Source organism: Clostridium sp. 1001283B150225_161107_B6, assembly GCF_015556325.1.
In the GTDB taxonomy this organism is placed as follows: domain Bacteria; phylum Bacillota; class Clostridia; order Lachnospirales; family Lachnospiraceae; genus Enterocloster.
The window spans coordinates 45,463-68,954 of the sequence record NZ_JADNMD010000018.1 but is presented as its reverse complement, the minus strand read 5'-3'; the positions used below and the strand labels follow the sequence as shown (position 1 = coordinate 68,954).

Here is a 23,492-nt window from a genome sequence, read left to right as displayed (position 1 = left end):
TGCCTGTGCACGCACCCCAACGCCTGCTCAAAACATGCAGTGCCAAAGCTGTCACGGCAAGAAATGCCGCGGAAGTAGTATCAGAATACCATAGAATCACAGAGATTGCAAGAAGTTTTGCCGGATAATCCGGCGCGCTGTCCGGCCGGCCGCCCTGCATGGCAGGGAACCGCCCGGCCGGCCTACCTTCCTCCGGACAACACGTAATAGACCCCGGGCAGAAACCGCCTCATGGCGTTTCCAATCAGGGTGCTGACTGCCGCCATAAACGCAGGCATCAGGATAAATACGGTCAGGGCTATAACCTCACTTCCGGGGAATAAGACCGCTGCAGCCTTATTGATGAGCCTTACCCAGGCAAAATGGATGGCATACAGGAAAAAGTTATGCTTCATCCACTCCCTGGCAGCCGGAAGCTTCGCTGCCTTTACAGCCAGGACAGCTGCGCAGACTCCCCACAGCCTCCAGCACACAGTGAAAAGAGGCCGCGCCCACAGCAGGCCCTCAGGGCGGCCCAGGTACCGGAGCAGAACCATGGCCAGCAGCAGGAACGCTGCGGCCGCCATGTTTCCTCCGGCCCCGGCCTTTTCCTCTATTTTCCTTCCCCAGGTATCCCTGTGAAGGCTCACCCAGGCAGCGGTGCAGAAATAAAACAGGGCGTCCAGGTTAAGGACCGGCATGGCCCGGTTCATCCACAGGCCCCAGGCCATGATTCCCAGAGCAGCAGCTCCCGTGGCATTTCCCCGCATCACGGCGTAAATCAGGGGCGCCAGCGCCACCAGAAGTATCAGCTGGAACAGATACCAGAACACGGGATTATAGGCATAGCACACAAGAGCCTCAAAGAGCCCGGCCCCTGTAAATGGTACAGGGGACTTTCCCACCACCCCTGCCAGGCCGGGCAGGCGGGTGGCTGTCACATAGCCCATATAATACAGAAAATTCCACAGAAGATAGGGCAGCACCAGGCTCCTTACCCTGGAACGCCACTTGGGTATGAGTTTTTCCCAGCTGAAGCCGCGGTAGAACAGATAGGAAGACACCATGAAAAAGCCCGGCACTGCTATCTGTCCCAGACTCTCTCCCAGTATATGTTCTATCCGCGCCACCTCAAGGGCTGCCTCCGGGGTCCCCATAAACAGCTCCCCGTTAAAGGAATGCACCCATACCACCAGCAGGCTGAACAGGAATGTCAGCCAGTAAACCTTGTCGCGGAACTGCTTTTCTTCCATAATATAATATCTTCCCCCTGTCCATGGCATTGCCGGATATCCAAAAAGGCCGTCCCCGCAGCCTGCCGAAGCGCCGCGGCATACCCCGGCTGGCAGATACTAGGAAAACGGCCTTTTATCCTTTACATCATGTTCCTGTTAACTGCGGTACTGAGCCAGCAGCCTGTTGATACGCTTGGTAGGCGTCAGCAAATCGCTCAGGGATGCGTCATGATTCAGGTTGTCAATGATTAGGGCAATATACTTGCTCATATCCACATTAATATAGTAAGGTCTCTCAAGAAGGTCCGGGGTCTGGTATACCAGATTAGTGGTCAGTATCCGGTCAATGATTCCCTTATCATAATACTCGTCGAACTTTGTAAGTCCCCCTGTAAACAGACCAAAGGTGGCGCATACAAAGACCTTCCTGGCCTTTCTGCGTTTCAGCTCCTTGGCCACATCCATGACACTGTCCCCGGAGGAAATCATATCATCGATGATAAGCACATCCTTGCCTTCCACACTGGCTCCCAGGAACTCATGGGCCACAATGGGATTACGTCCGCCCACAATTTTCGTGTAGTCGCGGCGCTTATAGAACATGCCCATATCCAGTCCCAGCATGTTGGCAAAGTACACGGCCCTGCCTGTACCTCCCTCATCCGGGCTGATAACCATCATGTGGTCGCTGTCAATCTGCAGGTCCGTCTCATTCTTCAAAAGATATTTGAGGAACTGGTAGATGGGCTGCACTGTCTCAAATCCTCTTAAAGGAATGGCGTTCTGGACCCTGGGGTCATGGGCGTCAAAGGTAATGATATTCTCCACTCCCATATTTACCAGTTCCTTAAGAGCCAGGGCGCAGTCCAGGGATTCCCGGCCGGAACGCCTGTGCTGGCGGCTCTCGTATAAGAAAGGCATGATTACGTTAATCCTGTGGGCTTTGCCTGCTGCCGCTGCAATCACACGCTTCAGGTCCTGGAAATGGTCATCCGGCGACATGTGGTTGGTCATGCCGAACAGGGAATAGGTCAGACTGTAGTTGCATATATCTACCATGATATATAAGTCGTCGCCTCTTATGGACTCCGTCACCAGCCCCTTTCCCTCGCCTGTACCAAACCTGGGGGTAACGGCATTGATGATATAGGAATCCCTCTGATATCCGGAAAATGCTATGGTAGACTTGTGTTCGCTCTCCCGCTCCCGTCTCCAGTCCACCAGATAAGCATCCACCTTATTGCCCAATTCCGTACAGCTCTTTAACGGAATCAATCCCAACGGACCAACGGGAATGGTTTCAATGATTTTCTCCTCATACAACATGGTTAACATCCTCCTGTTTTTTGCCGCAGGCATCTTTGCCTGGACCGGCATATACTTTTATACCATCATTCTCCATGATTCGTCAAGGCCCTTCCGGCCCGGAAATGTCTTTCTTATACGTTACTTTTTTAACAGTCTGATATCTCCCCCATATAATGGAATGATTCTGTATCCGCTCATGATTCTGGATGTAACCCGGTCCGTATAGGAATCCCTGAGACGCGCCAGTGTCAGGTTGGTGGAAATGATGGTGGAACGGCTCATGTTCATCCGCTCATTGATACAGTAAAACAGCTGGGAGGATGTAAAGCTGTTGTTCAGCTCTGTTCCCAAATCATCAATGATGAGAAGGTCGCAGTCCAGGATGAACCGGTACATATCCCTCATTTCCTCTGCATTATCATAGTCGAACTTATTCCTGGAAAACACCTCGAAAAGGTCGCTGGCCGTCAGATAGATAACGGAGTGGAAACTGTCCATCAGCTCCCTGGCAATGCAGTTGGTCAGGAAGGTCTTTCCCACGCCGGTGCTTCCTGTAAACAGCAGGTTGTCATGTTTCTTATCAAACTCCCTCACAAACTCCCTGCACCCCTTTACCACCCGCCGCATGTATGCCGCGTTGGTAATGCCCAGCTGGGGAAGTATCTCCGTATCGTCATAGTATTCAAAGCTCAGGGACTTGAAATTCTCCCGTTCAAGCACATCCTCCAGATTGGACTGGGCATGCAGAAGCTTCATCTGGGCCTGAAGGAAACAGTGGCACTTATGGCCGTCTATAAGCCCTGTGTCCCTGCAGTCCGGACACCTGTAATGAAGCTCCAGATAATCGTCCGGATATCCGGCTGCCCTGATGATAAGGGACTTTTGCTCACGCAGGTCCTTAAGGTCCTCCTTCAGCCTGTCCAGGGCACTTTTATCCCCCTCCAGCAGCTTTTTAGCGCACGCCACGGAACGCTCTGCGATTTCCGCCTCCAGCTGCCTTACCACCGGCAGCCTGGCATAAATCTCTTTGCGCCGCTCCTCCAGTTTATGGTGGTTCTCAATCTGCTGCCTTCCATACTCCCTCATGATTGCATCGTACTGGGAATTGCTCAGTGCCATGGTTCACTCTCCTTATGTGTATTGGGACTTGTGACACACGCTCTAAGGCGTGTTTAAAAACGGCTGCCCGTCATCTGCCCTATGGCTGCTGTCCCACCCACTCCTTTACCTGCTTTAAGACCAGGGCATCATAATCCGTATCCCTCTGCTTGAAATTGTGGAACTGGTTGGATGTATTCTTCCTGGCGCCGGAGCCCTGTCTGGCCGATGAGACAGCGGAATCATACTTCTGAAGCCTTTTCTCCCTGGACTCGCCGCTCTCTTCCCTGGCAGCGGTACGCCTTGCATCCTGGTCCTTTACGTCGGCCAGCCCCCTGACTCCGGCCTTTTTCCAGTCCGACAATATCTTGTCCGCATACTGGAAACTGGGGTTGTGGATGGCTGTAATGGTCCTGTTGCAGGCCTCCAGCACCACGTCCCTGGTAAATCCGTAGTCCCGGAACCACTTGTCCATCAGCTTCTGTTCCGGCGCAGCCGGCTTCCTGCTGTTGATGCCGAACGCCTTCATGACAGCAAAGGAATCCCGGTTGTAGGAAGCGCAGTAATCCTTTGCCTCCTGGGCTGTCCTGATGCCCTTTTCATGCCAGCTCATGGCCACTGTCTCAATGTAGCGCACCGAAATATGACCGTTCTGCACACAGTATTCCACCAGGTACTCCAAAAGCTCGCTGCTCATGGACAATCCCTCATACAGATAAGCGAATACCTGACAGTCCCTGGGGGTAAAAACCTTATTCATATACTTCTGTGCGATGTAGAGAAGCTGGGAAAATTCCTCATCCTGGGCCAGGCGGTTCACCTGCTCCGCAGAGTAGACCGGAGCGCAGCTGTCCTCCTGATTCACGGAATCAGTCATTGTCTCCCGCTTAAACGGAGCGCCCTGCTGCTCGGGAACCTCTGCCTGGCCCCCTGACTGCGCCCGTTCCCGGATACATGCCTCAGGCTGCGGGCGGACCTGCTCCGCCAAAACCGGCTGCTCCCTTTCCGGGGCAGTGAGGACGCCGGCCTTTTCCCAATAGGAAAGAGCCCTGCGGACATCAGACTCCGTGTGGTTCAGGGCATCCGCAATCAGCTCTATGGTAATCTCCTTCCCCTGGTGGCGAAGCACATAGAGATACACCTTCACATATTCACCATTGGCAGCAGCCATATATGTATCAATGAATTCATTGGCCACAGCCGTGACCGGAACACTCCATTTATCCTTCATATTTCCACCCATCCCTACCACTCCTTGCTTCATTCTATCATAACACATCCACCTCCAAAAGAAAATAGGCGCAGTTTTGCACATATTTCGTTGTGGATAATGTGGATAATGTGGAAAAATGGTGGACATAATTGTCCCCGTTCTTCATAAAACCCCATTTTTACCGTATAAATCCAAGATTTTTTAAATCGTGCGACATTTTTTTATGTTAATCAAAAAATCCACATAGCTTCTTTACATAAAATGTTGAAAACTATGTGGATAATGTGGATAACTATTGTCCTAACAGCTTTTCTCCTACTTTTACAATATCTCCGGCCCCCATAGTTATCAACAAATCGCCGTTCATACAATTTTCCAAAATAAATGTTTCAATCTCATCAAAGGAAGGAATATAGTGCACACTGGTACCCAGCTTCTCAATCCGCTCCGCCACATCCCTGGAACTGACTCCCAGGGTATCTGTCTCACGTGCAGCATAGATATCCGCCAGTATCACCTCGTCCGCAGCAGACAGCGCCTCCGCAAACTGGTCCAGAAACGCCCTGGTCCTGGTATAGGTGTGGGGCTGGAACACACACCACAGCTTCCTGTGGGGATAATTCCTGGCAGCCGCCAGGGTGGCCCGTATCTCCTGGGGATGGTGTGCATAGTCGTCGATAACAGTGACTCCTCCGACCTCTCCCTTTTTCTCAAACCGTCTGTCCGTGCCTGTAAATCTTCCCAGCCCCGCCATGATGGCGTCAAAGCCGGCTCCCAGCTCCAGGGCAACGGCAATGGCAGCCAGGGAATTATATACATTGTGCTCTCCTGTGACGCCCAGGGTGATGCGGTTCACCACCTCTCCCTGAATCACCAGGTCATAAGAAGGCCTGGCATATCCGTCATATGTTATGTTCCGGGCAGTATAGGTACTGGAAGGGTCCTTCCCAAAGGTGACCACCCGGCACTTAAGGCCTCTGGTAATCTCCTCCGCCTTCTCGATGGAGCTGTTCACCACCAGAAGTCCCTTGGACGGAAGCTTCTCTGCAAACAGCCGGAAGGAATGGCGTATGTCCTCAATATCCTTGAAGAAGTCCAGATGGTCCTCCTCAATATTCAGTATAACCTCCATGGTGGGATAAAAGGACAGGAAACTGTTGGTATATTCACATGCCTCCGTGACAAACAAATCCGGCCCGCCCACTCGGATGTTGCCGCCTATGTCCTTAAGGATGCCTCCCACGGAAATAGTGGGATCCATGTTTCCCGCCAGAAGGATATCCGTAAGCATGGATGTGGTGGTGGTCTTGCCATGGGTGCCCGAGATGGCGACGGCCTCCTTGTAATTGCGCATCAGCTCACCTAAAAGCTCTGCCCGTGAAAGCATGGGAAGCCCTTTATCCCTGGCCGCCCTGAACTCCGGGTTATCCTCATGGATAGCCGCCGTATACACGACCACGTCAATTCCCGGCTCCTTCTCAATATTGGCGGCCCTCTGTCCGTAGTATACCCTGGCTCCCTTTTTTTCAAGGTGCTCTGTCAGTCCTGTCTCATGGGAATCAGAGCCTGATATGGAAAATCCCTCATCCAGAAGAATCTCCGCCAGGCCGCTCATGCTGATGCCTCCAATTCCAATGAAGTGTACGTGTTCCGGTTTATTAAAATCTATCTGATACATAATCAATAGTCCTTCCCTGTGCCTGTCATCCATTTTCCCGCACAAAAATATCTCTTCCTTATTATATCAAAAAAAATTTGAAAAGCTATATAAAAAATGGAGAAATACCGGCTCCCCGGCATTCCTCCATGACAGACCTGATATATGATATGCACTCAGGCTCCTGCCTGAGCCTGCATACCCCCAAAGTCCTTCTCTGATTTTTCCTTAACAGTTTATCCCGGTATTGTACCGGCAGGCCGGCTTACGCTGCCTGCTGCTTAAAAACCAGATTTTTATATCGCTCCAATGTAACCATCAGCACATTGCCCAGCACTCCCACGGCCAGCACTTCCCCGATGCCCACTGTGACCATTGCCACCGGAATCAAATCCGGGGAACCGTAGGCATAACGCAGCACCCACGGAATGATGATGGCATTGGACAGGATAGGCGGCAGGCATACACACCATTTATGCCTGCGCAGGTACCAGGAACCGGCTGCCCCAATCAGGGTTGCCAGGCTTCCGAACACCATGTCCCACGGACTTCCCAGCATCAGGTTGGACAGGAAGCACCCTGCAAACAGTCCCGGCACTGCTGCCGGCGTAAAATAGGGCAGGATGCACAGGGCCTCAGATACCCTGAACTGAATTGCCCCAAAGCTGATTGGCGCAAATGCCACGGTCAGGGCCACGTACACGGCAGCTATCATGGCGCCGTGTGCCAGATGGTACATTTTCTTGTTGCTCTCTCTCATATTCGGTTGTCTCCTTTAGTTTTGTTTTAGGTGTGGAAGGTCTCGAACACACCGGTCGTTTGTTGCAGATTGTCCCGGTAAATGCTGATGAATACTGGGAATCTGCGGCCTTATTGCAGGGGATAGTGTAGCATATTTTGGGCGGGAATGCAAGCCATACCCCATTTTTACCCCATCAGACGTCCCAGGATGGCCTTTAAGGTCTGCGGCCTGGAGGATTTTGACCTGATGGCGGCGGATTTTTACCAGTATAGAAAATGAATTAACCTTGAATTGCCCTCCCAAGACATGCTATGATTGAACCAGCAAACACAAGAGGTAAAATCATGAAACCAATATTCAAAAGCAGCCTGATTAAAGACGTGGTAATCAGTTATGTCTGCATGATTGTGTTCCCAGTCATGATTATCCTGGGCCTGGTGTTCCTGGCTGCAGGGAGATACATCTACCGGGCTGCCACGGAGTCCGTAACCGTGACCCAGCAGGCGGTTCTGGAATTATACCGGGAAGAGACCCGCAGTTCAGCCCTGGCCCTGTCCCGGGTGGTCAACATGAACGGAGGCACCACCATACGGGATGCGGCGGGACATGACGCACAAAAGCAGGAACAGGCCCTGGAACAGCTGGATACCATGTATCAGATGCTGGCCGCGCCTGAATATAAGATTCTGGACATCCATATTTACCGCAGGGATGGCTCGGCCATCATTCCCAAGGGCGAGATGCGCTACAGCGTGGACGAGCTGCGGCAAAAGGAATGGTATCAGGCCGCTGTCAGCAATCCGGGACTGGTACACACCGCCCTGGTGGACGAAGACTATTTTTACCGCATCCGTTCTGCCCGGGAGATTCTGGAGATATCCGCCTATGCTCCCGGGGAGGATACGCAGGCAGAATGCATTGTCCTCTACCGGATATCAAAAATACCGGATTCCATTAAAAACTACAACAAAAACGGAAAGCTGGGAACCATCTGTCTCATCAACAGCCAGGGAAACATCGTGGCAGCCCCCGGTCAGAAAAACCGGATTCCGTCTGCTGTCATGGAAAAAATCCGGCAAAACGCAGCAGACCCGGCTGGCTCAGCCCGCCCCGCAGCCAGCAGTCATCCTGCAAAAAATAACCATGTATCCGACGGCGGCCGGCAGCAGATTTCATACCGCGGCATACGGTATATGATTCTGCCAATGCCTGAGCCAGGATACTATCTGGTCAGCGCGGTCAACGAAACCTCACTGTTCGGACAGTTCACCCTGTTCTCACTTATCAGCATGGCTGTCATCCTGTGTGTGGTCCTGATGTTCATTTTCTATTTTAAATGGTACATGAACCGGCTGCTGATTCCGCTGGGCCATCTGACGGAAGGCATGAGGGAGGTGGAGCACCGCAACCTGGACACGCAGGTGGAAATGTGCAGACAGCAGGATATTGCCCGGATGATAGCCACCTTCAACAACATGGTGGAGCAGATTAAAAAGCTGATTCATGACAAGGAACAGATTGAAAAGGAAAAATACCAGGAAGAGCTCCATACCCTCCAGTCCCAGATGAATCCCCATTTTCTCATGAATACGCTGAATACATTAAAATTCATGGCCATCTCAGCCCATTATACCGGTATGCAGGACATGGTGGTGGCCCTGGAAAATATTCTTGCAGCAGTGCTGAACCGGGACGGAGGATTCTACCGGGTCCGCGATGAGCAGTCTGTGCTGGAGAGCTATATCTATATCATGCAGTTCCGCTACATGGACAGCTTTGAGGTGGACATGGACTTAAATCCCGCGGTTCTGGACTGCAAGGTGCCCAAGCTGATTCTGCAGCCTATTGTTGAGAACTGCATTACCCACGGTTTTGACAACCTGGGCGACCGTCTTGGCAGGATAACGGTTGCCGGGACCATACGGGAAGGAAACCTGATTTTTGAGATTACTGACAACGGCAAAGGCATGGACCAGGATACCATCCGTCAAATCCTAGGAGATACAGAATCCCAGGAACCTTCCGGTTCCCCGGAATCCCCCGGCCGGCCGGAACACCCCCGGCGCCGTACCATTGGCGTAAGCAACACGGACAGGCGTTTAAAGCTTAATTTCGGTCCCCGGTACGGAGTCTCTATCCAATCGGAACCAGGGGCATATACCAGGGTCACGCTGACCCTGCCTGTCATAACGAATACAACAGAGGATGAGGACCATGTACACAGTACTGATAGCTGATGATGAAGCAATTGTAAGGATGATGCTGAGTTCCATGATTGACTGGGATGAGATGGAGCTCAAACTGGCCGGCTGCGTATCCAACGGCCGGGAGGCCCTGGCTTATCTGGAACAGCATCCGGTGGACATCCTGATTACAGATATACAGATGCCGGTCATAGACGGTCTGGAGTTAATCCGCCGGGTGAAGGAATTTCATACACAGCCGGAAATCCTGGTTCTCAGCGCATACAATGATTTTCCCTATGTGCGCCAGGCCTTTAAGCTGGGCATCTATGATTACTGCCTGAAACGGGAAATCCATGAGGAGATGCTGAAACGGCATCTGTCCAATATGAAGCAGCTCCTGGCCCAAAAGGGCAGGACCCGGGCTGACGGCGGTGAAGGCATCCAGGACCGGAAACAGCTGTTGTCCCGGCTTCTCCGCGGGGAAATCCAGCCTGAAGCAGCCGGGCTCCCTGACTGTTATTACATGGTCTGTTTTTCAATCCAGAGATGTCAGGAAATCAGGAAGAACTTCGGCAGTGATTTTGACCGGAATTTCCATGTCTCGCTGCTTAATCTGGCCGGACAGATTTCACAGATTGCAAACCACGGCGTTATCGTGCCGGACCATGTGACCAATCTGGTCATGGTCTATGAAACAGGCACCTCTGACAGCCAGGGACAGGCCCTGGAAGGCCTTCTGCGGGTCTGCCGGCGCCTTCTCAATGCCTGGAAGAACTACATGAACGTGGAGGCATCCGCAGCCGTGAGCAGCCTGGCCCAGGGGCCCTCTTCCTTTGAGGAAAAACTGGCCGAAGCAACCATGAACCTGACCATGAAGTATATCATGAAATCCCAGAACCTGTTTTCTTCCCTTGATTATTCCCGCTTTCCCCTCCGGGAGGCAGTGGCCCGGGAGAGCGAATTCCAGGAGGTCATACAGGCCCTGAAATCCAATAACACGGCGCGCTTTGAGTCTGCCCGTTCCCTGCTTCTGGTGCGCATACAGGAATCTGCGGTGCGGCAGGCAGGCCTTCTGGCGCTCTATCTGGCCTACCATATCGCCGCCTCCCTGGTCCACCAGCTGGAGGACACGGACTATGTATACAGCACCAGCCTTCTGGAGGAGGTGACCAGGCTCAGGACCAGCCAGGAAGTGTGCATATGGACCGTGAATTTTCTCAGCGACATGAAGCGCTATGTCCAGTTCCACTACCAGTTTGATTTCCCGGACGAAATATCCAGGGCCATCAATTACATTGACAGCCACTATTATAAACCGGACCTGACCCTCTATGAAGTGGCCTCGGAAGCCGGTTTCAGCGAAAAGTATTTCAGCACGCTTTTCAGCCGCAAAATGGGAATGTCCTTTTCCAGCTACATGAAGCATCTGCGCATACACCACGCCAAAACCATGCTGAAAGAAACCAGCATGAAACTGAAGGAAATAAGCGAGGCCGTGGGCTACAACAGCGTGGAATACTTTGTGCGGGTATTTTCAGCCCAGGAGGGGGTGAGTCCCTCCGCCTACCGCAAACAGAGCCGTACCATTGTACAGTGAATCGAACCTTTTTTCATTGTTTTCATCCCCTGGAATTGTTACACTGAATCTGACAAAAGCAATCACATAGGAGGAAGCTATGAAAAAGAAAAGATATTTGTTAGGCGCAGTGGCCCTCACGGCAGCCCTGGCCGCAACAGGCTGCGGCGGCAGCGGTTCCCAGACAGCGGACAGCGCAAAGAATCAGGCAGACGCAGGTAAGGAACCAGGCAGTGCGGATTCCGGCAGCAAGGACTCCGGCAATAAGGACAACAGCGGCGCCGCAGAGGCGGACAGAAACATTTCCTGTACCCTGACCCTGGCCACCTGGGATGTGGCGGCTGCCAAGACCTTTGAGGAACTGGACATGGAAGGACGGTTCCAGGAACTCTATCCAAATGTGGAAATCGACATTGAAGAATTCAACGCAGAACCAGAGTACTTCAATTCCATGAAAATCCGTTCCTCTGCATCCGAGCTTCCCGACCTGATGTTCCACAAATCCGACAGCATGAACCAGTACTCCGAGTACCTGGCGGACCTGACGGATACAGAAGCCAACAGGAACAACCAGATTGCCTCCGAGTATGCGGTGGACGGCAAGGTCCTGGGCATACCGGACCGCAAGGCAAACGATTATGTATATTACTGGACCGACATGTTTGAGGAGGCAGGGGTAGAGGTGCCTGCTACCTGGGATGAATTCGTGGAGGTCAGCGAAAAGCTTCAGGAACATTTCGGCCCTCAGGACCCTGACTTCGGCGCAATCTGTATGGGCGCAAAGGATGCATGGCCCACCTATCCCCTGATGGAATATGGCCCCGCCGCACAGAGCGGAAACGGATATTACTGGGATGCCATGACAAAGGAGGATGCTCCCTTTGCAGAGGGCACCGACATCCACACGGTCTACGGAAAGATTTATGACCTGTTCCAGAAGGGCGTGCTTGGAAAAGACCCCTTAGGCATCACCTACGACCAGAGCCGCGCTCTCTTTGCAAAGAAAAAAGGGGCCATGACCTTAAACAGCCCCATGTTCCTCACTGCATATAAGGCAGACGGCTATGACACCGCAGGTATGTCCACCTTCTACCTTCCTTTCCGCGATAACAGCCAGGAAGATTTCAATCTGGTAACACAGGGAGACTGTTTCCTGACCGTAACCAACAACTCTGAAAACCCGGAAGTTGCAAAGGCATTCCTGGAGTTCTATTTCAGCGAGGCCTGGTACCCGGATTATATTGCCTCCATCAGCAGCGACAGCACCATGACTCCCTATGCAAAGGAGCTGGACCCTGTGCTTCAGACTGCATCCCAGCTTCAGCCCGAAGTGAAATTCGTGACCTATGGGGCCGGCGGCAGCGACTTTATCAACATGGTATCTGAGACCAAGTTTGACTGCAAGCAGCTGGGCGTGGAGATGCTGACAGACGGCTTTGATTATGCAAAGCGCTGTGAAGAGCTTAACCAGACCTGGGCGGAAGCCAGAACCAAACTGGGCCTTAAATAGGAGGACAGGTATGAACAGGCTCAACCGAAAAAGAATCACCTTTTTAAGCCTGTCCCTAGCAGTTCCGGTCATTCTGTTATGTGTATTTGTGGTTTATCCATTCTGGGAGCTCATTCATATGAGCTTCCTGGAATGGGACGGCGTTGCCTCCCTGCGCACCTTTACAGGGCTTGACAATTACACACAGCTCTTTTTCAAATCCCCGGAATTCTGGCAGGCCTTCCGCAACAATTTAACGTACCTTCTGATTCATGGAATCATGATGCCTGTGGAGCTGGTGCTGGCAGTCATGCTCTCCAGCCGCTTTAAGGGCTCAGGTTTTGTCAAGGCCATTATCTTCCTTCCTTTTATCATCAACGGCGTGGGTATCTCCTACTCCTTTTCCTACTTTTTTTCGCCTGTGGAAGGCGGCTTCAACTATATCCTGACCAAGCTGGGTTTGGGAGGCCTGATTCAAAGCTGGCTGTCCGACCCTAAAATCGTAAACTATGTGCTGGCCTCCGTATCCATCTGGCGTTATATGGGCTTTCACATTGTTCTGTTTATGGCAGGCCTTTCCTCGGTTCCAAAGGATATGATGGAGGCTGCCGTTGTAGACGGCGCCAATGCATGGCAGCGTCTGAGATACATCCAGCTTCCGGCTATCCGTACCGTTATTGATTTCATGCTCTTTGACGTCATCAACGGCAGCCTGCAGATGTTTGATATCCCTTATATCATGACCGCAGGAGGGCCCAACGGGGCATCCAACACATTTTCCATCTACACCATTGACACGGCCTTTAAATACAACAACTTCGGAATGGCCTCCTCCATGGCCGTAATCATGATATTTATGATTGTATGTGTACAGATTGCCCAGCGCTTTATCACAAACAGATTGAGAAGGAGGGACCGGCATGGCGCATAGAAAACTATCCCTGGCAGGAAAATATGCCGTATCGCTTATCCTGGTCCTTATGGTTTTCCTGCCCCTTCTGGTAACCATCATAAGCTCCCTGAAAATCCCCGGAAGCCTGGATGCCCAGTCTCCGCTGTGGATTTCAGCCAAGGACATGACCCTGAACAATTATCTGAGCGTATTCAAAGAACGGTATCTTGTCAGAGCCTTTACCAACACCATCAAGATTGTTGCTGTCAGCATTTTCTTCAATGTGCTGGTGGGCTCCATCACCGCCTATTGTCTGGAACGCTTTGAGTTCCGCTTTAAGAAAATCATCTACATCCTGTTTTACCTGGCCATGATGGTCCCCACCAATATTGTGGAGATTGCCAGATTCCAGGTTATCCGGGGCATGGGGCTTTACAATACCCTGGGTGCGCCCATTGTCATATACATTGCCGCCAACCTGATGCAGCTTTATATCTACCGGCAGTTCATTAGCGGCATATCCGTTTCACTGGACGAAAGCGCCATGCTGGACGGCTGCGGATACTTCAGGATATTTGCGCAGATTATCTTCCCGCTGCTGACACCGGCCACGGCCACTCTTGTCATCATCAAGACCGTGTCCATTGTAAACGACATGTACATACCCTATCTGTACATGCCCAAGAATCAGAATAAAACCCTGACCACCTTCCTGATGCGTTATGCAGGCGCACAGCAGAATTCCTGGCCCCTGCTTGCAGCCGGAATCATCGTGGTGGCCCTTCCCACTGTGCTCCTGTATATCTTCTTCCAGAAATACATCATAGAGGGAATCACGGCAGGCGCCGTAAAAGAATGATACAAGGAGATGAATTATGGACAGACCTGTTTTATGGAACCTGAACTGGAAATTTTACGACTATTTTGAGGAAAGCCTCCTGACAGAGGATTCCGGCTGTTTCGCAGATGTGAACCTGCCCCACACGGTAAAGGAACTGCCCCTGAGCTACTTCAGCCATCAGGAGACAGCCATGATAAGCACTTATGTGAAAACGCTCCCTGTTACCCCCCAAATGCTGGAAAAGCGAATCATTCTGGTTTTTGACGGTGTCATGACCTATTTCGAGCTCTTTGTCAATGGCCAAAAGGCAGGGGAGCACAAGGGCGGCTACTCAAAAAGCATGTTTGACATTACCGGCTCATGCACAGAGGGCGTTAACCGGATTGTACTGCGGGTGGACAGCCATGAACGCCCGGACATCCCTCCCTTTGGATATGCCATTGATTACATGACCTACGGCGGGGTTTACCGGGATGTGTGGCTCTACAGCTGCAGCCGCGTATTTGTGGAACGCGCCTTAATCCGCTATGACCTGGAGGACAAAACCGTTATCCTGAAACCCGAACTGTTCCTGGATAACAATGGCCCGGAATGCTCCTGCACGGCTGACATCTGTCTGAGGGACAGGGAGGGAGGTGTTGTCTCCTCCTACAAACGCCCCGTTAACGCCGCACCAGGCAGAACCAGCGTTACCCTGGAGCCCCAGTGTATCCCGTCCCCAATTCTCTGGGACCCGGACAACCCTTACCTCTACACGGTTGATATAACCCTGGAATCTGAGGGCCAGGTACTGGACAGCCACCATGTGAGAACAGGCTTCCGCACCGTTGCCTGCACACCGGACGGGCTTTTCATCAACAACAGGAAAATCAAGATAATGGGGCTGAACCGCCACCAGTCCTTCCCCTATGTGGGCTATGCCATGGGCAGGCGGGCCCAGGAAAAGGACGCCGACATCCTGAAGGATTACCTCAATGCCAACACGGTCCGCACCTCCCATTATATGCAGTCCGAGTATTTTCTGGACCGCTGCGATGAGATTGGTCTGCTGGTGTTTTCAGAGATACCCGGCTGGGGCCACATTGGCGGGGAGGAATTTAAAAGGGTCATGATGCAGGATGTGGAATCCATGATTCTGACCCAGTACAACCACCCCGGCATCTTCATCTGGAGCATACATATCAACGAATCCCTGGACGACGATGAACTGTATACCAGGGCCAATGCCCTGGCCCATAAGCTGGATTCCTCGCGCCCCACCACCGGCGTGCGCTATATCACCAACAGCCATCTTCTGGAGGATGTGTACTCATTAAATGATTTCACCTACTCGGACTGCGACCCGGACGGCACAAAGCTGTTCAAGGGCCGTCAGGAAGCCACCGGCCTGGAATACCCGGTTCCCTTCATGATTACCGAATTCTCCGGGACAGCGTTTCCCACCAAGCTCTGGGACAGCGCGGACAAACGCACCACCCATGCCAGGGCCTATGCCAGGGTATACAGCCATTCAAACCTGTCCAGGGACCTGATGGGCATCATTGGATGGTGCGCCTTTGACTATAATACGCATGCTGATTACGGTTCAGGCGACAAAATCTGCTACCACGGCGTCATGGACATGTTCCGCATCCCGAAATACGCTGCCTATGTGCTGCGCAGCCAGAAGGACCCGGAGCAGGAAATCGTGATGGAGCCCACCACGGAATTCTCCAGAGGTGATAACAAGGGCAACCGGCTGGTGTCCCCCTTCATGGTGCTTACCAACTGCGATTACATTGAGGTGGAGATGTACGGAAAGGCCCCTGTCCGCTATTATCCCGACAACCGTTATATGGGCCTGGACCATCCGCCCATTGAAATCCAGGAGGAAATCGGCGTATGGCAGGATTTGTGGCAGGATGGGAAAATCACCGGCTATTACAAGGGAAAGGCTGTCATCGAAAAGAAATTCCTGCGTGATTCCTGCTTAAGCACTCTGGAAGTCACTGCCGACGATACGCAGCTGTATGGAGATTATACAGATACCACCCGTGTGGTATGCAGGGTTGCGGACCAGGCTTCCACTACCCTGGTGTATTTCCCCGGCGTCATCCAGGTGCAGGCAAGAGGTCCCATCCAGATAATCGGACCTGCAGTGATTCCGGTAAGGGGCGGCTACGCTGCTTTCTGGGTTAAAACAAATCCCCAGCGTTTCTCCGGAAATGCAGAAACTGCAGAACTTGACATCCAGCTGTCAGAAACACCGCTGGAGAAGAAATGTGTGAAGATAGATGTGGTAAAGTCTGATATATCGGTAGGTTAAAAGGTTATTCCATATGTAAGGCCCGCATGGGCACGGCTTATCATACCGTGTCCATGCGGGCCCCTATAATACTATCATTAAATCCTGATTCAAATCCCTTTATCTAGTGCGGCATTCTTCCATATACCGCGGCATCCCCTGGCCACATACCAGCTGGGTTCCATTCCTGATAATACTTGGCGAACCGTCAACGCCGCATGCAAGGCCATATTCTCAAGACTTCTGCATTTAAGCACAAAAAAACCAGTATATGGTTTATTATAACAATCCATATACTGGCCTGTTCACTTCTATTAGTTATGCTCCCCGCAGCTATGCCCGTGACCATGGCAGTTATGTTCCCCGCCCTCATGGTGATGGTTGCACATGGTATTCGGGTCATAATCCAGGTTTCCGTTCAGCAGGGCTTCCACTGCCTGGTCCGCGTCCCCGGATGCGCCCGGATACAGTTCGATTCCGGCCTGAGCCAGAGCTGTCCTGGCGCCGCCGCCGATTCCTCCGCAAATCAGCACCTTTACCCCAAGGTTCTTTAAAAACACAGCCAGGGCTTCGTGGCCGCTTCCGCCGGTTCCCACTACCTGAGAGGACAGGATTTTCTTATCCTCTGTGTCGTACACCTTGAACTCCTCTGTATGGCCAAAATGCTGGAATACCTGTCCGTTTTCATATGTTACCGCAATCTTCATTACAATCTCCTCCTGGTTTGTTATTACAGCGGCGTCTCCGGCACCCGCGTTTCCCGCAGTTCTTCCCGCAGCAGTTCCCTCCGTCCGGGCACAGCCAGTAATTGCCGCCCCGGATTTCCAGCCTTCTTCCATTGACCAGGCAGTCAGCCAGCTTTTTCCTGGCTGAATTATACACGGCCTGGACCGTGGTCCTGGCCACCCCCATCTGGCCTGCGCACTCTTCCTGGGTGCAGTCCAGCCAGTCAATGAGCCGGATGGTTTCATACTCCTCCAACGTGAGCTCCACCACGCTGTCCAGCTCCCGGTCCAAAGGGCCGAATGTGTCTATGGTGGGCACGGAACAGATTCTTCTGGCTTTGTACGGTCGCGCCATATGCCTTCTCCTTATCCGCTGTTTCATTTTTGACTTATGTCAATAATTATAAGGCAGTTTGTGACATATGTCAATATTGATTTTCCATCTTATTTATCACAAGATACAGCTTCATGTATACGGCTCCTGTAAAACAAAACCATTTCCCCCATCCAATATAACAGGGCCGCCTTCTGACCATACAATGTATTCAGAAAACCGCCCTGTTATGATTCTTTCCTTGTCCGCGGGCTTTGACTTTGCAAAGCCCTCCTATGAGTACGACGGCAGGAAAACCTGTCCCAGGCTTCCCATCAGGTGTCCCAGCCCCAGGCTGGTCACCATGGCCTGCTCAATTCCCGCCATCTGCCCGGAATCCAGATGTCCTATGTACTCCTTCAAACGGTTCCGGTCAATGGTGCGAATCTGTTCTGCCAGTACAGTGGAATCCTGCTTTAAGCCGCCGCGCATCCTGCGTATACACACATGGGTGGGGATGGCTGCCTTGGTTGAACGGCTGGTGATGGCTGCCACGATTACGGTTGGGCTGTATTTATTCCCCACATCATTCTGGATAACCAGCACGGGCCGGATGCCTCCCTGCTCAGAACCCACTACCGGCGACAGGTCCGCGTAATATAAATCCCCTCTCAGGATGGTCTGGTGCACGGTCTGGTTCATGTTCTTATTCTCTCTATACATAATCATTACCTCACTGATTCATTCATGGTGTTTTCTAATGGAGAGTATCACCATCTCTGAGGTAATTAATCATATAAGGGACAACCTTTTTGATATTTAACAGCGTATGCCATCCAGACAGGCACTGGCGGTTCCCCTTCCTTCAACCGCAGGATTCCATATACACAATATCTCATAAAAACAGCACATACGCTGTCATCAGTATAAGCCCTGCTCCCAGCATCATGAATCCATATCCCATGCTGGAGTAAATCATGTGCAGAAGCCTTACATCCTGGGCCTGCCTGAAGAAGCGGCTGGACTCTCCCGGCACCACCACCTGGTTCCTTTCCGGCTTTTTCATAAACAATGGAAGCGGGCCCTCGCAGACCGCGTTGGCGCATCTGGCCGCCAGAGCTCCCAAAAACGGCAGGATGGTAAGGACCAGAGGACGGTATATCCTGTCCTCCAGGTTCAGCCATGAGGGCCATTTGTCCACATAGACCCTGGCGCCGTCCTCCCCTGTCTCCATGAGATACCTGCGGATAACCAGCACATACACCAGAATTCCGATTGAAATACTGATGCAGGCGCCCCTGAGATTGGCTGCTGAAAAATACTCCACCGGATGCGGGACCTCTGCTCCCCTTAAAAACGGGCGGCTGATGTCTGCCATCCTGTCCATAATCCGGTGGGGAGCCATTCCCATAAGCGGAAGGAGGAGCGCAGACCCTCCCAGTGCAAAGCAGGCAGCCGTGCCCGCGTACTTCCGGCCGGCTGCACGGTCCTCTCCGTCTCCATGCTCCCTGCCGTCTCCATGCCCCCTTTCCCGTCCATCCATCTCCAGGCCCGGCTGCGCCCTTTCCAGGAAAATGGCTGCAAACAGTTTTGCCATATAGGCAACCGTAAGACCGCCTGCCAGGAGAAAGGCCCATTCCAGCACCTGAAAAGGCCGGACACCGGCCCCCTGTCTGCCCAGCATCTCCATATACTCCACAATGCTCTCATGCAGCAGCGTCTTGCTCACATATCCGTTCCACAGCGGAATACCGCATAGGCCATAGGCACCCATGGCAAAAACCAACATCAGGAACGGTTTATTCCTGCCATATCCCCGTATCTCATTTAAATCCAGCTTGTGCAGGTTCATATAGATGCAGCCCGCTGCCATGAACAGCACCAGCTTAATCATGGAGTGGTTCACCATATGCAGCACGGTTCCGCTCACAGCCAGCCCGTTCTCCTCCCCCGTAAGGCACTGCATGGCGCAGCCCGTAAGGATAAATCCAATCTGGGACATGGAGGAACAGGCCAGGGTACGTTTTAAATCAATGGAAAACACGGCCAGTACGGCTCCCAGCACCATGGTCACTGCCCCCGGCAGTAAAAGGACCATTCCCCAGACCGGGTTATGCCGGAACATGGTCACGGTAACCACCAGAATTCCGAACACACCTGTTTTGGTCAGGATGCCCGACAGAAGCGCGCTGGCAGGCGCAGGCGCAGCCGGATGGGCATTGGGCAGCCATACATGCAGCGGATACATTCCCGCCTTTGCCCCGAATCCGGTAAGCAGCAGTCCTCCTGCCAGATACAGGGGCCATGTTCCGCCTGTCATGTTCCGGAACTGTTCCAGGCTATCCATGGAAAGCGTTCCTGTACCGGCCGCAATCATGAATATGCCAAACAGTGCGCACAGGCCCCCTATAACCGCTATGGCCAGATATGTCCTGGCAGCCCTTCCCGCTGCCTCCGTTTCCTCCTGTATGACCATGACGAAAGAGGTAAGGCCCATTATCTCAAAAAACAGGAACAGTGTGAACAGACTGTCGGACAGGAACACCCCCATGGCTGCCCCGCAGGTTAAGAGGGAAAAAAGGCAGTATCTCCCGCGGTTGCCGTGATGTGCAAAATATTCCATGGAAAACAGGGTGGTCATCATCCACATGAAGGCTGCGATGGTGCCGTACAGCCATCTGAATCCATCCGCTCTCAGCCATATCCCCATCTCACAAAATCCGGCCCATGAAAAAGCTGCCGCACGGTTCCCCGGATAAAGGCAGAGCATACCTGTAAACTCAATAACCATGGCAGCCGATGCAAAAACATCCCTGTGCCGTTCTTCTTTTCCTGCCAAAAGGCTTAAAAATGCTGCCAGAAAAGGCCAGGCCACAGCCCCAAACAGCCATACATTTCCTTCCATTCCCGCTACCTCCTCCGTTCTTCCTACAGTCCTCCTGCCGCAATCCGGTCAAACACATGAATCAGCGGACCTGACCACAGGCCCAGCACCATGCTCATGGCAGTGATGACAACCAGCGGAAGCTTCATGTTCCAGTTAGGGTCACATCGGTTGTTCCAATGGGGGTCCTCCTTCCCCTCTGCCGGAAACCAGGCCGCCCCTATGATGAGTACCATATAAAACAGGGTGAAAAAGGCGGATATAATCAGCGCTGCCACTCCCAGCACACCCATTCCCCCAGCGCCGGCCGCAGCCGACCCGAGCATAAACTTGCTCACAAAGCCTGCAAAGAGCGGAACCCCCACCAGCCCCAATCCGGCCAGGGTAAAGCAGGTCATGGTGACCGGCATAGCCCTTCCTGCGCCCCGCAGCTCATACACATACTCCCGTCCCCCCTTGTACAGGATGGCGCCTGCACAGAAGAACAGGGTAATCTTCATCAGGGCGTGGCATACCATGTGGGTCAGCCCTGCGGACAGCCCCGCCGGAGTCATGAGCATGACTCCCATAAGGATGTAGGACAGCTGGCTGACCGTGGAATAGGCCAGCCTGCGCTTCAAATGCTGTGTGCAAAGAGCCCTTAGGGAGCCATAGAGAATGGTAATGCAGCAGGTGCACAGAACCGCTGCCTGAACCTTTGTGCCTATGAGGAATCCGGCCCCGAAGCACCAGTACACCACCCGCATCAGCGCAAACACGCCTCCCTTTACCACCGCCACTGCATGCAGAAGGGCAGATACAGGAGTGGGGGCCACCGATGCAGCCGGAAGCCAGCTGTGGAACGGAACCACCGCCGCCTTTACCCCAAAACCAAAGAAGGCCAGGATAAATGCACCGTACAGGTGACGCCTTTCCTCATGGGACAGCCCCTGGGGAATCACGCCGCCCCAGGTAAAATCCAGGGTGGCTCCGTATTCATGAAGGCTGATAATGCTGACAAACACCATGGCGGCTCCTGCCATGGACAGAAGCAGGTATTTCTTGCCCGCATAAATGGCCCTGGTATCCATGGCGTGCATGACCAGTGGCAGGGTGGCCAGGGTCATGAGCTCATAGAAAAAGTACAGGGTAATGAGGCTGTGTGACAGCGCCACCCCTGCCACCACTCCATATGTAATGGAAAAATATCCGAAAAACTTATTTTCCTTTCCCTCATGCTTCATGTACTCAAAGGAGTAAAGGGTGGTCAGCGGCCACAGAACTGCAATGAGACAGGCAAATACCCCGGACAGGCCGTCCAGTCCCAATGATATGTTCATCCTGCTGCCAAAACGGTACAATACCAACGGCTGCACTGGCCCCTTTGCCACCAGCACCCCAATCAGCACCGAGGCAGAAAGGATTCCTCCCATAACCAGCACCTCCCGTTTCCAGCGCTCCTGGGGACGCAGTCCAAGTACAGCTGCGCCAGTCACTATGGGAAGAAGCACCGGCGCCAGCAGATAATACGGATTCACACCCATCCCTCCTTTCATACCATTGCAGAGGCAATGCCCCTGAGACATTCAAACACAGGATTCCCGACAGCGCCAAGCACCAGCAGAGATATCCCCAGCACACCCAGAGGCATCCCCATAAACAGGGATACCGTCACAGCACCGGCACCGCTCCATCCGCCCTCTCCCCATTTGCCTGCTTCTGGTTTATCTGCTTTCGGTTTGGCCGAATCCTGCCAATCCCTGCCCGGAAAAAATGCCTCCACAATGACCGGAAACAGATACCCGGCTGTCAGGAGGGCGCTGACCATAAGCACCACAGGACCCAGCCAGACGAACAGGCCCGCCCCTGCCCTCATGGCCCCCACAGCCAGATGCCATTTGGCCAGAAAGCCTCCTGCCGGCGGAATTCCCACCAGGGACAGGGACGCCAACGCGAAACATACCATTACAGACGGCATCCGCCTTCCCATTCCCTTCAGGTCCTTTATCCTGGTGCAGCCCGTCTTGCAGATGACAGCTCCGGCGCAGAGGAACAGGGCGTTCTTTGCCAGGGCGTGGAACACCATCTGGAGCAAAGAACCATACAATCCCTCCATGGACAGCAGGAATACGCCGAACAGCACATAGGACACCTGACTGAAGGAGGAACAGGCCAGACGCTTCTTCAGTTTCTTTTCTTTATAAGCCAGCATAGAACCGGTAAATATGGTAAGAACAGCCATGGACAGCAGGACATACTGCACCCACGTCCCCCGCAGGATTTCAGGTCCGGCCATATGGTACACCACCCGGATAACCGCCACCACCCCGGCCTTGGTAATCAGGCCCGACAACACGGCGCTGGCAGGCGCTGGCGCAACCGGATGAGCGATGGGCAGCCATGGATGAAGGGGCATAAGCCCGGCCTTGCAGGAAAATCCGGCTGCCATACAGAAAACAGCCGGCAAAACAGGCCCCGCCTCCCCCATCAAAATCCCGCCTGCCCTAAAGTCCGTTCCGAAGGCATACCGGCGGAAAAAAAAGTATCCTCCCAGTGCAATGGACGCGCCCAGCATGGAATAGGCCAGATATACCATTCCCGCCCGGAGGGCTTCCCGTTTCCTGGAATGGAACACCAGCGGAACACTGAAAAATGTCATCATTTCAAAAAACAGGTACAGGGTAACGAAATTCCCTGCATAGGCAACTCCGGTCAGGGCTCCCAGGGACATGATGAGACAGCCGAAAAAACGCGCCTCTTCTGTTTCGTGTTCCATGTATTCAAAGGCAAAGAAAACCACCAGAACCCATATAAGGGATGCCAGCCCGGAAAACAGCGCCCCGATTCCGTCCAGCTTAAAGCACAGCTCCATGCCCGGCCCGATGTTCCACAGGGGCAGGCGCATTTCCATGCAGTTCAGGATGGCAAGCCATGAACAGACCGCCTCCCCCAGGGACAGGACCGCTGCGGCTGCCCGCATCCTGGTCCGCCCCGGATTCCATATCCAAAGGGCAGCGCCGGAAATTACAGGAAACAGCACCGGCGCCAGCATCCACATTTCTCTCATGTCCTATGTCCTCTCCTTTTCCAA

The 23,492-nt window shown here is 52.9% G+C and carries 18 protein-coding genes; 6 read left to right on the top strand and 12 right to left on the bottom strand.

Annotated elements, in window-relative coordinates; translation table 11 throughout:
* Positions 1-182 precede the first annotated feature (182 nt).
* From I2H39_RS27150 to I2H39_RS27125, 6 genes are all read right to left on the bottom strand, one after another.
* Complete coding sequence (locus I2H39_RS27150) at positions 183-1,232, bottom strand: acyltransferase (protein ID WP_138306867.1); 1,050 nt, start codon at positions 1,230-1,232, stop codon at positions 183-185.
* A 138-nt stretch (positions 1,233-1,370) separates the two neighbouring features.
* Positions 1,371-2,540, bottom strand: a complete 1,170-nt coding sequence (locus I2H39_RS27145) for a ribose-phosphate pyrophosphokinase (protein WP_138306866.1) — start codon at positions 2,538-2,540, stop codon at positions 1,371-1,373.
* 120 nt (positions 2,541-2,660) lie between these two features.
* A complete protein-coding gene (locus I2H39_RS27140; protein WP_138306865.1) occupies positions 2,661-3,641 on the bottom strand; it encodes an ATP-binding protein in 981 nt (326 codons plus the stop codon).
* Between the two features lie 79 nt (positions 3,642-3,720).
* Positions 3,721-4,863: a DnaD domain protein gene (locus I2H39_RS27135; RefSeq protein WP_195627992.1), complete on the bottom strand. Its 1,143-nt coding sequence runs from the start codon at positions 4,861-4,863 to the stop codon at positions 3,721-3,723.
* Positions 4,864-5,125: 262 nt separating this feature from the next.
* A complete protein-coding gene (gene murC, locus I2H39_RS27130; protein WP_138306863.1) occupies positions 5,126-6,511 on the bottom strand; it encodes a UDP-N-acetylmuramate--L-alanine ligase in 1,386 nt (461 codons plus the stop codon).
* 244 nt (positions 6,512-6,755) lie between these two features.
* The gene (locus tag I2H39_RS27125) at positions 6,756-7,250 is read right to left on the bottom strand and encodes a QueT transporter family protein (RefSeq protein WP_138306862.1); all 495 of its coding nucleotides are present in this window, start codon (positions 7,248-7,250) and stop codon (positions 6,756-6,758) included.
* 326 nt (positions 7,251-7,576) lie between these two features.
* Here I2H39_RS27125 and I2H39_RS27120 point away from each other — a divergent pair, with 326 nt between their 5' ends.
* The 6 genes from I2H39_RS27120 (at position 7,577) to I2H39_RS27095 (ending at position 16,521) form a co-directional block, all read left to right on the top strand.
* The gene (locus I2H39_RS27120; protein ID WP_138306861.1) at positions 7,577-9,469 is read left to right on the top strand and encodes a histidine kinase; all 1,893 of its coding nucleotides are present in this window, start codon (positions 7,577-7,579) and stop codon (positions 9,467-9,469) included.
* A complete protein-coding gene (locus I2H39_RS27115; protein ID WP_195627991.1) occupies positions 9,447-11,015 on the top strand; it encodes a response regulator in 1,569 nt (522 codons plus the stop codon). The genes I2H39_RS27120 and I2H39_RS27115 overlap by 23 nt, the downstream gene beginning before the upstream one ends.
* A 79-nt stretch (positions 11,016-11,094) precedes the next feature.
* Positions 11,095-12,504 carry an ABC transporter substrate-binding protein gene (locus tag I2H39_RS27110; protein ID WP_138306859.1) on the top strand — a complete coding sequence of 470 codons (1,410 nt, stop codon included), beginning with the start codon at positions 11,095-11,097 and terminating at the stop codon, positions 12,502-12,504.
* Positions 12,505-12,514: 10 nt separating this feature from the next.
* Positions 12,515-13,414 (top strand): sugar ABC transporter permease, encoded by a 900-nt coding sequence (locus I2H39_RS27105; protein ID WP_138306858.1) that lies wholly within the window; start codon positions 12,515-12,517, stop codon positions 13,412-13,414.
* Positions 13,404-14,234 (top strand): carbohydrate ABC transporter permease, encoded by an 831-nt coding sequence (locus I2H39_RS27100; protein WP_138306857.1) that lies wholly within the window; start codon positions 13,404-13,406, stop codon positions 14,232-14,234. Before I2H39_RS27105 ends, I2H39_RS27100 begins: the two co-directional genes overlap by 11 nt.
* A 16-nt stretch (positions 14,235-14,250) precedes the next feature.
* Complete coding sequence (locus I2H39_RS27095) at positions 14,251-16,521, top strand: glycoside hydrolase family 2 protein (protein WP_195627990.1); 2,271 nt, start codon at positions 14,251-14,253, stop codon at positions 16,519-16,521.
* 293 nt (positions 16,522-16,814) lie between these two features.
* Here I2H39_RS27095 and I2H39_RS27090 read toward each other — a convergent pair whose 3' ends face one another.
* From I2H39_RS27090 to I2H39_RS27065, 6 genes are all read right to left on the bottom strand, one after another.
* Entirely contained in the window at positions 16,815-17,207 is a 393-nt protein-coding gene (locus I2H39_RS27090; protein WP_138306855.1) for a NifB/NifX family molybdenum-iron cluster-binding protein, read from the bottom strand.
* Positions 17,185-17,580, bottom strand: coding sequence for a DUF134 domain-containing protein (locus I2H39_RS27085; RefSeq protein ID WP_138306854.1), 396 nt, complete (start codon positions 17,578-17,580; stop codon positions 17,185-17,187). The genes I2H39_RS27090 and I2H39_RS27085 overlap by 23 nt, the downstream gene beginning before the upstream one ends.
* A gap of 252 nt (positions 17,581-17,832) precedes the next feature.
* Complete coding sequence (locus I2H39_RS27080; RefSeq protein ID WP_138306853.1) at positions 17,833-18,261, bottom strand: type II toxin-antitoxin system PemK/MazF family toxin; 429 nt, start codon at positions 18,259-18,261, stop codon at positions 17,833-17,835.
* Between the two features lie 172 nt (positions 18,262-18,433).
* On the bottom strand, positions 18,434-20,443 hold the full coding sequence (locus I2H39_RS27075) for a proton-conducting transporter membrane subunit (RefSeq protein ID WP_195627989.1): 2,010 nt from the start codon (positions 20,441-20,443) through the stop codon (positions 18,434-18,436).
* A 23-nt stretch (positions 20,444-20,466) separates the two neighbouring features.
* Positions 20,467-21,939: a proton-conducting transporter membrane subunit gene (locus tag I2H39_RS27070; protein WP_195627988.1), complete on the bottom strand. Its 1,473-nt coding sequence runs from the start codon at positions 21,937-21,939 to the stop codon at positions 20,467-20,469.
* A 14-nt stretch (positions 21,940-21,953) separates the two neighbouring features.
* Complete coding sequence (locus I2H39_RS27065) at positions 21,954-23,468, bottom strand: proton-conducting transporter membrane subunit (protein ID WP_195627987.1); 1,515 nt, start codon at positions 23,466-23,468, stop codon at positions 21,954-21,956.
* Positions 23,469-23,492 lie beyond the last annotated feature (24 nt).

Bases quoted from the DNA above. Each gene is read 5' to 3' on its own strand.
- I2H39_RS27065 (WP_195627987.1), bottom strand. From the start codon at position 23,468: ATGAGAGAAATGTGGATGCTGGCGCCGGTGCTGTTTCCTGTAATTTCC.
- I2H39_RS27150 (WP_138306867.1), bottom strand. From the start codon at position 1,232: ATGGAAGAAAAGCAGTTCCGCGACAAGGTTTACTGGCTGACATTCCTG.
- I2H39_RS27085 (WP_138306854.1), bottom strand. From the start codon at position 17,580: ATGGCGCGACCGTACAAAGCCAGAAGAATCTGTTCCGTGCCCACCATA.
- murC (WP_138306863.1), bottom strand. From the start codon at position 6,511: ATGTATCAGATAGATTTTAATAAACCGGAACACGTACACTTCATTGGA.
- I2H39_RS27095 (WP_195627990.1), top strand. From the start codon at position 14,251: ATGGACAGACCTGTTTTATGGAACCTGAACTGGAAATTTTACGACTAT.
- I2H39_RS27115 (WP_195627991.1), top strand. From the start codon at position 9,447: ATGTACACAGTACTGATAGCTGATGATGAAGCAATTGTAAGGATGATG.
- I2H39_RS27135 (WP_195627992.1), bottom strand. From the start codon at position 4,863: ATGGGTGGAAATATGAAGGATAAATGGAGTGTTCCGGTCACGGCTGTG.
- I2H39_RS27120 (WP_138306861.1), top strand. From the start codon at position 7,577: ATGAAACCAATATTCAAAAGCAGCCTGATTAAAGACGTGGTAATCAGT.
- I2H39_RS27075 (WP_195627989.1), bottom strand. From the start codon at position 20,443: ATGGAAGGAAATGTATGGCTGTTTGGGGCTGTGGCCTGGCCTTTTCTG.
- I2H39_RS27140 (WP_138306865.1), bottom strand. From the start codon at position 3,641: ATGGCACTGAGCAATTCCCAGTACGATGCAATCATGAGGGAGTATGGA.
- I2H39_RS27090 (WP_138306855.1), bottom strand. From the start codon at position 17,207: ATGAAGATTGCGGTAACATATGAAAACGGACAGGTATTCCAGCATTTT.
- I2H39_RS27100 (WP_138306857.1), top strand. From the start codon at position 13,404: ATGGCGCATAGAAAACTATCCCTGGCAGGAAAATATGCCGTATCGCTT.
- I2H39_RS27125 (WP_138306862.1), bottom strand. From the start codon at position 7,250: ATGAGAGAGAGCAACAAGAAAATGTACCATCTGGCACACGGCGCCATG.
- I2H39_RS27145 (WP_138306866.1), bottom strand. From the start codon at position 2,540: ATGTTGTATGAGGAGAAAATCATTGAAACCATTCCCGTTGGTCCGTTG.
- I2H39_RS27105 (WP_138306858.1), top strand. From the start codon at position 12,515: ATGAACAGGCTCAACCGAAAAAGAATCACCTTTTTAAGCCTGTCCCTA.
- I2H39_RS27110 (WP_138306859.1), top strand. From the start codon at position 11,095: ATGAAAAAGAAAAGATATTTGTTAGGCGCAGTGGCCCTCACGGCAGCC.
- I2H39_RS27080 (WP_138306853.1), bottom strand. From the start codon at position 18,261: ATGTATAGAGAGAATAAGAACATGAACCAGACCGTGCACCAGACCATC.